General features: G+C 44.5%; 11 protein-coding genes. 8 read left to right on the forward strand and 3 right to left on the reverse strand.

The window, feature by feature from the left end:
* Window positions 1–37 precede the first annotated feature (37 nt).
* The 5 genes from MHH57_RS09360 to MHH57_RS09380 all read left to right on the forward strand — a co-directional run bounded on the left by MHH57_RS09360 (window position 38) and on the right by MHH57_RS09380 (window position 4,130).
* Window positions 38–1,159 (forward strand): NADH:flavin oxidoreductase, encoded by a 1,122-nt coding sequence (locus tag MHH57_RS09360; RefSeq protein WP_341039233.1) that lies wholly within the window; start codon window positions 38–40, stop codon window positions 1,157–1,159.
* A gap of 212 nt (window positions 1,160–1,371) precedes the next feature.
* Window positions 1,372–1,794 carry a MarR family transcriptional regulator gene (locus tag MHH57_RS09365; protein WP_342435036.1) on the forward strand — a complete coding sequence of 141 codons (423 nt, stop codon included), beginning with the start codon at window positions 1,372–1,374 and terminating at the stop codon, window positions 1,792–1,794.
* Window positions 1,795–1,872: 78 nt separating this feature from the next.
* Window positions 1,873–2,454: an NAD(P)H-dependent oxidoreductase gene (locus tag MHH57_RS09370; protein ID WP_069011382.1), complete on the forward strand. Its 582-nt coding sequence runs from the start codon at window positions 1,873–1,875 to the stop codon at window positions 2,452–2,454.
* Between the two features lie 386 nt (window positions 2,455–2,840).
* A complete protein-coding gene (locus tag MHH57_RS09375) occupies window positions 2,841–3,278 on the forward strand; it encodes a winged helix DNA-binding protein (protein ID WP_029514750.1) in 438 nt (145 codons plus the stop codon).
* A 21-nt stretch (window positions 3,279–3,299) separates the two neighbouring features.
* The gene (locus MHH57_RS09380) at window positions 3,300–4,130 is read left to right on the forward strand and encodes a DegV family protein (RefSeq protein ID WP_029514749.1); all 831 of its coding nucleotides are present in this window, start codon (window positions 3,300–3,302) and stop codon (window positions 4,128–4,130) included.
* A gap of 74 nt (window positions 4,131–4,204) precedes the next feature.
* On the opposite strand, the gene MHH57_RS09385 is transcribed toward MHH57_RS09380, so the two are convergent.
* From MHH57_RS09385 to MHH57_RS09395, 3 genes are all read right to left on the reverse strand, one after another.
* On the reverse strand, window positions 4,205–4,840 hold the full coding sequence (locus tag MHH57_RS09385) for a hypothetical protein (RefSeq protein WP_029514748.1): 636 nt from the start codon (window positions 4,838–4,840) through the stop codon (window positions 4,205–4,207).
* A 211-nt stretch (window positions 4,841–5,051) separates the two neighbouring features.
* Entirely contained in the window at window positions 5,052–6,278 is a 1,227-nt protein-coding gene (locus MHH57_RS09390) for an MFS transporter (RefSeq protein ID WP_342435037.1), read from the reverse strand.
* 69 nt (window positions 6,279–6,347) lie between these two features.
* The gene (locus MHH57_RS09395) at window positions 6,348–8,375 is read right to left on the reverse strand and encodes a beta-galactosidase (protein WP_209948012.1); all 2,028 of its coding nucleotides are present in this window, start codon (window positions 8,373–8,375) and stop codon (window positions 6,348–6,350) included.
* 138 nt (window positions 8,376–8,513) lie between these two features.
* On the opposite strand from MHH57_RS09395, the gene MHH57_RS09400 reads away from it, so the two are divergent.
* The 3 genes from MHH57_RS09400 (at window position 8,514) to MHH57_RS09410 (ending at window position 12,619) form a co-directional block, all read left to right on the forward strand.
* Window positions 8,514–9,350 (forward strand): AraC family transcriptional regulator, encoded by an 837-nt coding sequence (locus tag MHH57_RS09400; RefSeq protein WP_029514745.1) that lies wholly within the window; start codon window positions 8,514–8,516, stop codon window positions 9,348–9,350.
* Between the two features lie 193 nt (window positions 9,351–9,543).
* The gene (locus MHH57_RS09405) at window positions 9,544–11,361 is read left to right on the forward strand and encodes an APC family permease (RefSeq protein WP_029514744.1); all 1,818 of its coding nucleotides are present in this window, start codon (window positions 9,544–9,546) and stop codon (window positions 11,359–11,361) included.
* A gap of 139 nt (window positions 11,362–11,500) precedes the next feature.
* Window positions 11,501–12,619 (forward strand): acyltransferase, encoded by a 1,119-nt coding sequence (locus MHH57_RS09410; protein ID WP_209948013.1) that lies wholly within the window; start codon window positions 11,501–11,503, stop codon window positions 12,617–12,619.
* Window positions 12,620–12,756: the final 137 nt, after the last annotated feature.

Consider the following 12,756-nt stretch of genomic DNA (forward strand, 5'->3'; position numbering starts at 1 on the left):
CTTTAAAAGAATAAAAGAAAATGAGGAGGTACAATCCTTGAGTAATCAACCGCAAAATGTTCATTCAACAGAAGCTTTATTTCAACCTTATACCATTCATAATCTAACCCTACAGACTCGTATTGTAATGCCGTCAATGGGCCGCGCTTTTTCACCAAATGGTGTGCCAGGACCGGATGTAGCCGCTTATTATCGCCGTCGCGCAGAGAATGATGTAGGTCTTATTATTACTGAAGGCGCAGTGATTGACCATCCGGCTGGAACAAGTGAGCCGAGGATACCTAATTTTTATGGGGAAGCGGCTTTAAACGGTTGGGCTGAAGTGGTCAGACAGGTTCATGAAGCTGGTAGTAAAATTTTCCCACAGCTTTGGCATATGGGGATGGCTCGTCCTTTGGGATCTCAGCCGAATCCCGAAGCGCTATCGATTGGTCCATCGGGGCTGGATCTGGAAGGCAATAAAGTGACCGAGCCGATGACAGAAGAAGAAATTGTCAAGGTCATTCGCGCCTATGTCGATGCAGCTGCGAATGCAAAACGACTGGGTTTTGACGGCGTTGAAATTCACGGAGCGCACGGCTATCTGGTTGATCAATTCTTTTGGGAGAAAACGAACCAACGTACGGATCGCTATGGTGGCGATATCATAAAACGTGCTCAATTCGCCATTGAGCTTGTGGAAGCTATTCGTGCTGAGGTTGGCCCTGACTACCCTATTGCCATGCGCCTATCCCAATGGAAAATGAATGATTACAACGCAAAGCCGTTCGATACACCGGATAAACTGGAGCAATTCCTGAATGTATTAGTAGAAGCGGGCGTGGACATCTTCCATTGCTCGACACGTCGCTTTTGGGTACCTGAATTTGAAGGCTCCGATTTGAGCTTTGCCGGATGGGTGAAGAAGCTGACTGGAAAAACTACGATTACGGTTGGCTCTGTAGGTCTGGATGAGGATTTTGTAAGTTATATCGAAGGGAAAGGGGCAGGACACCAAGATATTAATGAACTTCTGGAACGGCTCGACAACAATGAATTTGATCTGGTAGCTGTTGGGCGTGCGCTTCTGGGCGATCCTGCATGGGCTACGAAAATACGTGAAGGCCGAATTCATGATCTTCAAACCTTTACACCTGAGATACTTCAAACGCTCAACTAAAACATATCATACTTTGAACATCTCTTCATTTCATAAATAAATACTGTAAGCCAAAATACTCAAAGTCAGGTAAGGAACTTGGGTATTTTGGCTTTTTTATGCGTCTGCGATAGTAGTCCACCATGAACCATTATAGATTAAGTCATATTTGCTTTTAGTTCAGACTGGTATCAATACTTGATATATATAGATGTCTATGTAATAATGCTTGTATGTTAAAAAATAATGCAGCTGCACTGATAGGAACCATTAGAGACTCGATCAATAAATTGATTGTGTCTGAGCTCGAATCGAATGGAATTGAAGGGATTGTTCCTACTCATGGCGGAATCCTAATGTTCCTTTATCAAAACGACGGGCTTTCCATTAAGGAATTGACGCAAAAAATTTCTCGTCAGCAACCCACGGTCACTGTCTTGATCGACAAGCTAGTGAAGTTGGGATATGTCGAAAGAAAAAAAGAAAGGGAGGATAGCCGAGTTACCCTGATATTTCTGACCGATAAGGGAAGAGAGATAGAGCCTGTATTTGAGATGATCTCCAATAGATTACAAGAAACCATCTATGATGGTCTCAAAGATGAAGAAAAAGAACAACTGGAATATTTGCTGGAGCATGTCAAAAACAGATTATAAATTTTTTTAAGTAAATGTATAGATATCTATATTAATATTAATATCAAAATAACAATAAAACATCTGGAGGTTATTAAAATGAAACATCTTATTATCTATGCTCACTCAAACGCAGAAAGCTTCAATCACGCGATACTCGAAACGGTTGTAAATACCTTGAAAGAAAAAGGTGATGAAGTCGTTGTACGCGATCTTTATGCCCTTAATTTTCAACCTGTATTAAAACCTGAGGATACTGCCGCTATGAGAGCAGGGCAAACTCCGGCTGATATTAAATTGGAGCAGGAATACATCTCACAAGCGGATACCATTACTTTTATTTCTCCCATTTGGTGGACAGGTCTTCCGGCTATCCTGAAAGGTTACGTTGATCGTGTATTTGCATACGGCTTTGCATATACGGCTGGTGCGGAAGGGATTAATAAGCTGCTTACAGGTAAAAAAGGTTTTATCGTGAATACACATGGTACTCCCAACGCAATCTACGATGAAATCGGTATGACCGCAGGATTGAAGATCACATCCGATACGGGAATTTTTGATTTCGTTGGAATTGAATCCGTCGGTCACTTGCTGCTTGGAAGTATCGGCTACCTTGATGAAGATGGCTATAAAGGGCTGCTAAAGCAAGTCCAAGATACGGTTAAAACGGTGCTGTAAAGTCAGTTCATTTTCTCTTAGAAACGTAAGACAGTCTTTAAATGATGAGGTCAACCCGTATTTAGTGGTTGGCCTTTTCTTGTAAATGTTAATACTTCTCTAATATAGTCCAAACAACAATCTCATTTGGAGCTGCTCAAATCCCCCTTTTCCTTGAAATTCTATGATATAACACATTTCCAGAACCTCATAAAATAAAACACTCCTTGTTGTCTCCTCTGGGTGTCTCACAGTCCACGGTATAAAACCTCCTGTTACTGGACATTCAAGGGGGGATAAAGTATAAAAATTCACAAATATTTCATTGTTATTATCGTGGGCAATTCATTATAGTACATAGTATTAATAGTTAACTGTATGTATTACGTGTGTTACGGAGGTTCACTATGAAAGATTATGAACTAAGGGACGAATTGAGAGAATCCGTTAACCGGATTTATGACATGGAATTATTCAGTAGCCTGACGGAGCTTGTTCAGGGGGAAAACCATGTGCTTCAATATTTAGTTCAGCACCGGGATGATGAAATTAATCCTTCCTTGCTCAGCGATGATCTGCATGTATCCAGATCAAGAATTACGGCAGCGCTTACGGGATTAAGGAAAAAAGGCTATGTGACTATGGAAATGTCTGAGCATGACAGACGACGAATGTGTGTAAGGCTCACAGTAAATGGTGAATCCTTGATCAGACAGAAGCAAGAGAGAATTGAAGGTTATTTTGAAGCGCTTGTAGTAGGTTTGGGTGAGAAGAATGTGAAGGAATTTATACGGTTAATTGAGCTTTCTTTGAGTATTATGAACGCGCGTTCTATTGAAAAATAACATAATGTGAGGGTGTACCGGGTGAGATATAAAATAATAGCAGATAGCTGCTGTGATTTAACGAGAGAGCTTAGAGAAGAGATGCAGATTACTACGATCCCGTTAAATATGACGCTGGGAGATAAATGCTTCGTAGATGATGACACATTGGACTTACCTCAGTTTATGGAAGAAATGAGAGCCTGTACAACCAAAATTGGATCCGCATCACCGTCACCTATGCTATATAAGGAAGCCTTTCAAGGTGCGCATACTTCTTTTGCCATTACATTATCCAGCAACCTGTCCAGTTCGTATTCCAGTGCATTGGTAGGAAAAGATATGGCGGAAGAAGAGGGGGCGGATGTTCATGTATTTGATTCGAAAAGCGCTTCGGCTGGACAGCTCTTGTTAGCTCTAAAACTGCGCAAGTTGATTGACGAGGGATATCATAAAAGCGAAATTATTTCATCCTTGGAGAGCTTTATCAGCAAGATGAAAACCTACTTTGTTTTAGAAAATCTAGATAATTTGGTTAAGAACGGGCGGATGAATAAAATCACTGGAAAGATACTTTCACTCTTGCATATCAGGCCTATTTTAGGCTCGGATGGTGACGGTAATATCGCATTTTTTACTCAAGCACGCGGTCAGAATCAAATTATCGAAAAGCTCGCAGATACTATTGAAAAAAGTGGCCGGGCTACCGAAGGAGAAAGCATTGTCATTACTCACTGCAATAATCCTGGGCTGGCGGAAAAATTAATGAATGCGCTGAGGAAACGCTATCAATTTAAAGATATTCATATTGTGTCCACCAGAGGGATTAGTTCAATGTATGCCAATGACAAAGGGATCATTATGGCCTTTTAAAAATATTCAGGGTTTATCCTCGCTGTATGGATAAACCCTTTTTTAGTACACTGAGGCTTTGCGGGAGTTCAAGCCTATCCCAATTTTCTAATGAGGACAGAAGCGTTTATGCTGGCTTGAGTTCCTCCGGCTTGTGTTTGCAGGGTAACAGCAGTAGTAGAGCTATGGTTTCGCAGAGTAAGGACGTCACCGCATGCCAGAGCAAGGATGGCTTGCCCTGTGTTCTGTTGTGTCCCGGCTCCTGAGCCGTATACAGTTCCCACAGCCAGTGCGCCATTAATAAAGATGGCGAATTGGTTAGGTTCCACACCGGACACCGAAAAGTGAACTTCATATTTTCCAGTATCGGATACAGCAATCTGTGTAGTTCCTGGAACATGAGCAATTCCAGGAGTAAGTATACCGTTCGTATCCCAAATGACATCCCCTTCAATCGGAACAACTTGGGGCTTCACATTGTAAATATAACCAAACTGCGCTAAATCACCTATGGTTCCAGAATCCCCTTCAGGCCCTAAAGCACCATGATTAATATTCACACTTACAAGTTGCTTTTTGACGATAATATCTTTCCCAAACCCTTTCCGTTTTGAGCGGCTCTTTCTCTTTGGGGGCTTCTCCTCAAACTTTTTTTCTAACTTATCAAACCAGGCACGGACAAAAACATTTTTTTTACGGCCTTTTTTTCGTTTTAATTCAGGATGACCCAATACAAACACCTCCATATGGTTTGTTGTATACTACTCCATTCATCTAGAGGAGGCATGGATATCTGTCCTGTGATTCATAGGAAACGATCTATTTTGACTAAAAACAGGCTACTGTACAAGGTACATTCGTCTAGTATGTAAAAAAAGCACCTTTGAATGTGCACTTGGATGACAACCAAGGAACAGACAAAGGCACCAGTAGAGGTATATATCATGATGAGGCGGTTTGAAGCCGCTTTTTGCGCACATATAGGGCGTACAAGATGCCCCCAAGCAGGCACAGGATACATGTGAAGCCTGCCAGCAACCACGCCGATGAGACTGCTCCACCACGATCCATGCTATTTCCGAGCCATAAAGGCAGCAGAGCTCCCCCAACTCCACCTGCGCCTATAAGCAGGCTGGTGGTAGATTCTTCGGTGCCTGGCATCATTTTGCTGGCAAAAACAAGTGCGATGGAAAAAATGCCCGACATGCCCAGCCCCAGCAGTGTGATAAGGACAAAGGCAACGGTAGTTCCCTTGATCAGCGGGAACACGCATAGCAGCACGGTCGCCGCCAGCGAGCTTAGGGCTACAAAGACACCATAGCCGTACCGATCAGCAATACTTCCTGCGAACAACCGTCCGGTAGCCATTGCTAGCCAGAAGCAGGTGACACTGAGTGCTGCCTCCGCTTGAGTGAGGCCCAGCCGTTCGATGAACATGGAGGGCAGGAAATTGGCCAAGCTCATCTCTGTTCCTACATAGATAAAGATAAAGACGATAAATAGTGTAAGTAGCTTCCAATTGCCAATAGGGCTACCCTCAGAGGCTTTCTCCGTGGGTGACTTCAGAGAATTAGTCGAACGCTTAAGGCTGTTATCTCGGTGTTCCTGTGGGTCCAATACAGCGTCCAGCGTGCCGAAGGACCCGCGCAGCCAAGCTATAATGGTCACGGCTGCAAACATGGAAATGATGGGAAAGGCCAATCGCCACCAACCAAGAGCGATAAGTTGGCTGGCGATAGCGGGCATAGCCAAAGCGCCGATCCCAAAAAAGACTTCCAGACGGCTCATCGCCGCGCCCGTTCCTTGAGTAATGCCGCTGATAATAATAGTGCCAATGAGTGTTTCTACCATGCCGAAGCCAAACCCCGCTGCTGCCCCGACGGCATATAGCCAACCCCAAGGCGGCAGCAATGAGTATAGCACTTCAGCCGCGCACAGCAAGAGCAGGGCGAATACCAGACTTCGGCGTTTGCCGAAACTTCGGGCAAGCCACGGTGACAGCAGGACTCCAACCAGAAAACCGGAAAATTGAGCGAAGATTAGACTACCGCCATCCGTATAGTTTCTACCGTAATGCTCTAACAACACAGGCAGTAGGGAGCCTACAACCACGTGTGCCAGGCCGATTAAAAAATAAGACAAGCTGCCGATCCATAGCAGTCGTTTCATGATGAACTCCTTTGATACCTAGATTATACTCATGCAGCAAAGTGAACTGTATGTGTCAAATCTGAGTGATTATGCTAGCTCCAGTACTTGAAAGCCGTAGCCTTCAATAGAAATATCTCCTTCCAGGTATTTACCGCTGATTAGCTCATTCCCTTTCTGATCATCCAGATGATATTGCTGCGTCTGGGCGTTATGATTCAGAATGAACAGATATGATTTTCCATCTTTGGTCCGTACAGTGGTTTCTACACCCGCAGGAGCGCGCAGCAGGGATGGAATCCCTTTTTGCTCACAAATGTAGCCCAACAGGCCATCAAGGAAAGTCTCTTCAGGATCTGAAGCAACGTACCATGCCTCGCCTTGACCGAAACGATTGCGTGTCAGCACTGGCATGCCCTGATAGAAATCATCGCCGTATTCCGCCAGCACCTCGGCACCTTCGCTATGCAACAAGTCGCAGAGCAGGCCACATTGATATTCACCTTGTAATACGCCCACCTTTTCTTTTAATACAATGCGATTGTATGATTCCGGCAGAAGCGCGTCAATTTCCTCCACCCAGATCCCGAGCAAGTTACGCAGTTTACCAGGATATCCTCCGGTTGTGACCAAATCGTTTTCATTTACAATGCCACTGAAAAAGGTCGTTACGAAGGTGCCTCCATGCTCTGTGAATTGTTCCAGCTTCTCGGCGGTACCTGGCTTGACCATGTAGAGTACAGGCGCGATAATGAGATCATATTTCTGGAAATTTGCATCAACGGAAATCAGGTCTATCTGTACGTTACGCCGGAAGAGGGTCGCATAATACTTATGCACCTGATCCACATATTTCAAGGCGACAGAAGGACCGCTTGATTTTTCCAATGCCCACCAATTATCCCAATCAAACAAAATGGCTACTTTGGCATTGACGGTCGCGTCAAGTAGCGTGTTGCCTAATGCGCCAAGCTCACTGCCAAGCTGTGCCACCTCGCGAAATACACGTGTGTTCTCATGCCCGGCATGCTCAATAACAGCCCCGTGGAATTTCTCACATGCGCCGATTGAGCGGCGAAGCTGGAAGAACATGACCGTGTCCGCGCCATGCGCGACTGCCTGATAACTCCATAACCGCATAACGCCGGGCCGTTTAAGCGAATTATACGCCTGCCAGTTCTGCTGGCTCGGTGTTTGCTCCATTAGCATATAGGGTTGCCCATCCTTCAAGCCGCGCATCAGATCGTGTGCCATCGCGGTATAGCTCGGCGGGGTATTAGCCGCAGGATAACTATCCCAAGATACAATATCCATGTGCTTAGCCCATTTAAAATAGTCCAGTTGTTTGAAAAATCCCATCAGATTGGTCGTTATCACGGCATGGGGAATATGCTTTTTAATTGCGTTGTATTCCAGCAGATAGCAATCCAGCATACTGTCTGAATTAAATCGTGCATAATCGAGGGATATACCCTGAAAGGAGGAGTGATTTTCTCCCCAATGCTCGCTCAAATTATTTGGTGGCACGATTTCATCCCAATCATAGAAGGTATGACCCCAGAAGGAAGTATTCCACACCCGGTTTAGCTCTTCCAGTGATCCGTATTTTTGCTTGAGCCACATCCGGAATGCGGCCGCGCAGTTATCACAATAGCAATCTCCGCCGTACTCATTGGACACGTGCCACACGAGGATTGCGGGATGGTTTTTGTATCGTTCTGCAAGTTGGTCAGCCATCTGCTCCGAGTATTTTCGATACGTAGGACTATTCGGACAAGAATTGTGGCGACCACCGAACTTCCGCTTCCGTCCGTCAGCGTCCACCCGGAGAACGTCGGGGTAGCGAGTAGCCATCCAAGCAGGGTGTGCTGCCGTGCTAGTAGCTAGACAAACGAAGATATCGCTTTCATAAAGACTGTCAATCAATTGATCCAGCCATTCAAAATGATATGTGATTTCGTCGGATTGAATTTTGGCCCATGAGAATACGTTGACCGTGGCGATATCAATCCCTGCCTGCCTGAACATCCGTAAATCTTCCTGATGCGTGGCCTTATCCCATTGTTCAGGATTATAATCTCCACCGTAAAATACTTTAGGTAGTTTACTGCTTATCATGCCAATCACCTCTGTATATAAGAATAATTCTATCTTATAATACAAATAACTGCTTTTAAATATAATAAAATGAACGTGTATATAACAATATGGATCTACATGAGAAATACATACCCGCATACGCCGGAGGTGCTTTTTATGATTTTAACTCCCCATCATTTGCGATTTTTCCTGACTACGCGTGAGCACTCTTTACCCCTTTTTATTGAAAGTATCGGATTTAACAGCAGGCAGGAGGATGTGTCCCGTCCAGAGGGCTATCCGTGCTTTCACTGGATTCAGACGGTGTCTGGTGAAGGGATGTTTACATTTAAAGGGGGGACCTTTCGTCTGGGGGAGCAGTCTGGAGTTCTGCTGCTACCTGGGGAATCCCATGCATACAGACGGGCGACCAAGGTATGGCGAACGTTATACATTACATTTGACGGCCCCATCGCCGCTGCTGTACTGACTGCACTGGGGTTAAAGCATACGCGTGGGTATCATTGGGACCCGGATAGCGAGCTGCACAGTTTTGGGGAAACGATGCTTCATTCCATGGTTAGTGAACGTGATTTGTCTGGATTAGATGCTTCGGCCAATATGTATCGTTTTCTGACTCTGCTGCGTAAACATGGACAACATAGCTCGATGCCTTCCCTATCCCATAATGTGGAACGATTAACCCCTGTACTGGCCTTTATGGAGCAAAATTATGCCAGTCCAGATGTGGGCCTAGGTGATATGGCAGTTATGATGAATGTCAGCTCCCGTCATTTAAATACATTATTTAAGCAAGCGTTTGGTGTGACTTCGTATGCTTATCTGATTGTGATTCGGCTGCGGAAGGCCAAGGAAATGATGGCGGAATATCCGCAATTAACAGTAAAGGAGATTTCGGAGCGAGTGGGCTTCCGAGATACCAGTCATTTTGTGGCAACTTTTCGCCGAGCTGAAGGAATTACCCCGGAAAGGTTCAAATTACTGTATACATAAAGGTATTTTATCGAAATGCTCTTTCTTACTCGGGAATGCTCTTTTTAGGGAGCATTCCTTATTGTTTTTTTCAGGAAGAGGGAGTATAAAATAATAGTTCATTTGTTTCATCAATCTGATGTGCAGGTGACATAATAAACATAAGATCCATAATTCTTTTGCAAAACCCTCATCCAAAGAAGGAGTCAACGAAATGCTGAGCAAAGTCAAAAGATTATTAATCGGTCGTCCGCGAAAGTCGACGGCCCTTGAAGATGAGAAGCTGAATAAGCTCAAGGCACTGGCCATTCTGTCCTCAGATGCCTTATCCTCTGTAGCTTATGGAACGGAGCAAATTCTGCTGGTTTTAATTACAGCCGGCTTTGCTGCCCTATGGTATTCCATTCCTATATCCATTGCGGTATTGGGTTTGCTGATCATTCTGATCCTGTCTTATAGACAGACCATTTTTTCCTATCCTGGTGGCGGAGGAGCGTACATTGTTGCACAGGACAATTTGGGAAAGAGTCCGAGTCTGATTGCAGGCGGTTCTTTGCTGGTCGATTATATTCTGACGGTAGCAGTTAGCTCATCAGCAGGTACAGATGCCATTACATCGGCGTTCCCATCGTTACATGATCATCGGATCGCCATTGCTCTAATTATGATCATCTTTTTGACGATTATGAACTTGCGCGGAGTAACAGAATCTGCCTCAGTGCTGGCTGTACCGATTTACTTATTTGTTGTTGCCATATTTGTTTTGATTATTAGCGGTATCATTCATTACGTGGCAGGGGGAGCTCATGCTGCAGCACCGCAATTTGGAGCTACGGTATCCAACGTCAGCCTGTTCCTGTTACTGAAGGCGTTCAGCTCGGGTTGCTCGGCGTTAACTGGGGTAGAAGCTGTCTCGAATGCCATTCCGAACTTCCGCAAGCCAGCTGCCAAAAATGCAGCAACTACACTAATGATGATGGGTTTGATTCTCGGGTGTATGTTTATCGGAATCAGTTTGCTGGCTTATTGGTACGGTGTTCGTCCTAATCCGCATGAAACGGTCATTTCGCAAATTGCGAACGCCACTTTCGGGCGCGGTGTGATGTATTACATCATTCAGGGTGTAACGGCGCTCATCTTGTTTTTGGCGGCGAATACAGCCTATTCGGCCTTTCCATTGCTTGCTTTTATGCTCGCGAAGGACAAATACATGCCGCACATGTTCATGGTTCGTGGAGATCGGCTCGGATACTCTAATGGTATTTTGTTTCTGAGTATCTTCTCGGCATTGCTGGTCATCGTATTTGGCGGCAACACAGAAAATCTGATCCCGCTTTATGCAGTAGGGGTATTTATCCCGTTTACCCTTTCACAGCTTGGTATGATGATTCGCTGGATCAAGCTCAAACCGCCAGGCTGGATTGTCAAACTTGCTATTAATACGGTTGGGATGCTGACCACGCTGTCGATTACGCTCATCTTTATCTTCACCAAGTTTAGCCAGGTGTGGGTAGTCTTTATCTTCCTGCCTTTGGTTCTGTATTTCTTTATGAAGATCAACAGGCATTACAAAAATACGGCTGAACAACTGCGCATTGATATTACCAAGGATAAACCTATGGTGAAAGGCAATACGATTATTATTCCGGTGGCAGGCATTACGCGAGTCGTCATGAATACGATCAGCTATGCCAAAACCTTGTCGGACAATGTGGTTGCCGTATATGTGGGTGTGGATGATGATGCAATTCGCAAAATGGAACAGAAATGGGAAGAGTGGGATGTCGGTATACGTTTGGTCGTACTGAAATCCCGTTATCGCAGCATTATTAATCCGCTTCGCAAGTTCATCGATACAGTAGAGTGGAAAAAAGCAGACGAGGACCATATCACTGTTCTCATTCCACAATTCATCACCAAGCACTGGTGGGAAAATATTCTACACAATCAGACCAGCTTACTGATGAGAGCTTATTTAATTAATTATAAAGACGTGATCGTAACGACCGTACCTTTTCATTTAAACAAATGACAAAATGAACATCTTTTGGCCGCATTTCTTTGCGGTCGGAAGGTGTTTTTTTTGCATAACGAGGATATTTACTTTAGTGATACATTTTGTGTATTATAGATACAAAATGTATCATTTGAGGCTGTTATGGAGGGATACGATGCCCGAAGCTAAGGGGAAAATGGAAGATGACAAGCTGCAATTTGTAGATACGCTAAGGGCGCTGGCTATTATTGGAGTTTTGCTTGTGCATGTCAGCCAGCATGTGGACGGATTAAACGGATGGTTGCAAAAAGGCTTGAGTATAGGAGCCAAAGGTGTCGCTTTATTTTATATGGCCAGCGCTTTTACGCTATTTTTGTCCTTAAGCAGACGTTCGGGTAACAAGAGTGAAAGAATTTCAGCTTACCTGATGCGTCGTTTTTTTCGGATTGCTCCTTTGTATTACGTGATGTTAGGAATCTATTTAGTTGTGAACGGGACAGGTCCACGATTTTGGCTTGGGGATCAGGAGGGAGTCACTGCCGCCAATATCGCAGCTCATGTCCTGTTTCTGAATGGTCTGAATCCGTACTGGATCAACAGCATTATCGGTGTGGAATGGTCCATTGCGGTGGAATGTATGTTTTATCTGTTTATCCCTCTATTATTTAAGCTAATCCGATCCGTCCGCCATGCGACGTGGTTTGTCGTGATGGCGCTTGTGGTAAGCTTGGGGCTAAATACGGTAAGTGTTCAATATCCATGGATTAGTGATCACTCTTTATGGGGGCACTATCTGTATTTATGGTTTCCGAATCAATTGCCTGTCTTTGGGCTAGGTATATTGTTGTTTTTCATTTGGAAAGACGAGCGGCATTGGAAAAGTATAGACCGGGTTAGTGGAGTTTTGCTGCTTGTTTCTGTGCTATTTTCATTTTTAGAAGGCATGACCGATGTTCTCATAGGTGTCGGGTTGCTGCTGGGAGCGTATGCTTTGTATCACTGGCAGCCGATATGGCTGCTTAATCGGGTATGGTCATGGATCGGCCGCCTTAGCTACAGCATGTATTTGACGCATATGCTGGCTCTGGGACTAGTCGTACAGGTTAAAATACCTTTTGCTCCCCTAGTCAGCCTCACACTTATGTTTATCATGACGTTGCTAGTCACCATCGGACTATCTTGGTTTACCTACTCGTGGATTGAACAGCCCGGCATCCGTTGGGGGAAAAAGCTTATATCACGTATGAAGCCTGTGCGCAAGCAGGGAGATTCGGTCAAAGAAAGTGTTGCCTAAGCTACAACTTGAAGCAGCATCCGATAACATTTGGTTGAAGTGCTTGAATAAATTTATGAAATAATTGAAAAGACCTCTTGAAAAGTAGCTCCCAGCCCTTTATATTCGATGTACATCCAAGTTTTTGAATACACCGA

This window comes from Paenibacillus sp. FSL H7-0442 (assembly GCF_038593105.1).
In the GTDB taxonomy this organism is placed as follows: domain Bacteria; phylum Bacillota; class Bacilli; order Paenibacillales; family Paenibacillaceae; genus Paenibacillus; species Paenibacillus polymyxa_D.